Here is a 1,584-nt window from a genome sequence, read left to right on the forward strand (position 1 = left end):
AGGAGCCAGCTATACAAAAGTCAAGTAAAAGATTATAAAAAATAATAAAAGCAGTTTCATTAAATTAGTACATCATTAATAAGGGTATTTTCACCCTGATTTTTAAAACATATGAACATATATAAGAGCTATGCAGTATAACTAAATGTTTCACCAGATTTAAGCATAGCAAATATAGTATTAATCATATTTTTAGAAACACTACACAAAGCAGAATTATGATGTTTACCTTCGGTTCTTTTACGAGCATATTTACGCTTGAATTTATTATCTTGACAATTACCAACACAAGCTACTCTAGAGGCGGAAAAAACAGCAGTTCTTAAGTACTTGGAGCCCCTTTTAGATATCCTACACTTATTAGATTTAAAGTTACCAGATTCATAAATAGATGGATCAAGCCCAGCAAAAGCAAGCAACTGTGAAGGAGCATTAAACCTATTAACATCACCAATCTCACCAATAATAGTAGCACCAAGAACAGTACCAACACCAGGAATAGAGGTAATGAATTTAAAATCTTGCATTAACATATCAAGCTGTGAATCTATAAGGTCAAGTTGCTTGTTGAAGTGAATGATATCACTAATAATAGTATTAATAAGAACCACATTAGTAGGAGATGGATTACCGATAGTAGATTTGGAGAGAGATTTAATGAGTTTAGCAGCAGTAAGTCTATCGCCCTTGATTTTAATAATACCAACAAGTGTTTTAAGGTGCATGTTAGCAATTTTACTAGGAGTAGGATATTGAGAAAAGAGCTTCATAGCCCAGAGAGAATGTTGATTAAAATGCTTAACAAACTCAGGAAAAATAATATAAAGAAGCCTAGTAAACTCCATCTTAGATTTGGATATGATTTTTAATTTATCAATCCTTAATCTTGATAATGACTTAAGCTCAGAAGTAGTGTATATTGTAGATATATAGGGCTTAAGAGCAGAGAAATTATGAGCGATATACCTACAAATTGATAGGCAATCAATTCTGTCTGTTTTAGTGTTTCTGAGGGAATGAGCCATTCTACTGTGATGGGTAAGGATTGGATTAATCATGTAAACCGAGAAACCAGCAGCAGAAAGGAAATCGCGAATGTTATTAGAATAAATACCTGTTTCTTCAAGCCCTATATGGACGTAATCAAGAGGCTCCATATGGGAAGAAATTTCCGTATGGAGTATTTTAAATCCATCAAGAGAGTTTGAAATAGTAAAAGGAGAAACTAGTATTTCACCAGAATCACTAACAATAGCAACATCATGTTTGGTAGAAGCAACATCGATACCGATAAAAAGCATGGGATAGAACCTCCTAAATAAATATAATTGAACATTGTGAGAACCACGACCTATTATCAGTATGACCTTGTAAATAAAACGTCGAGCGTTAACCAGCTAATTAATACTGAAGATAATAGTTGTGGGTATACCCTCCTCGAAACAGTCATAGCTGTAAGGAATAAAATGAAATACTCCACAACGTTCTATATTTATATTATACAGGATAAATATATACACATTTAAAAAAAGGAAGGAGAGTATACAAATATATGAGATTTTCTTATATATTTAGTATACAAGG

Annotated in this window: 1 protein-coding gene; it reads right to left on the minus strand. The window is 32.4% G+C overall.

Annotation, left to right across the window (positions count from 1 at the left end; genetic code table 11):
• Positions 1 to 128: 128 nt before the first annotated feature.
• Positions 129 to 1,301 (minus strand): IS110 family RNA-guided transposase, encoded by a 1,173-nt coding sequence (locus ACX6CF_RS24510; protein ID WP_458788010.1) that lies wholly within the window; start codon positions 1,299 to 1,301, stop codon positions 129 to 131.
• Positions 1,302 to 1,584 lie beyond the last annotated feature (283 nt).

It is taken from the genome of Vallitalea sediminicola (assembly GCF_054408565.1).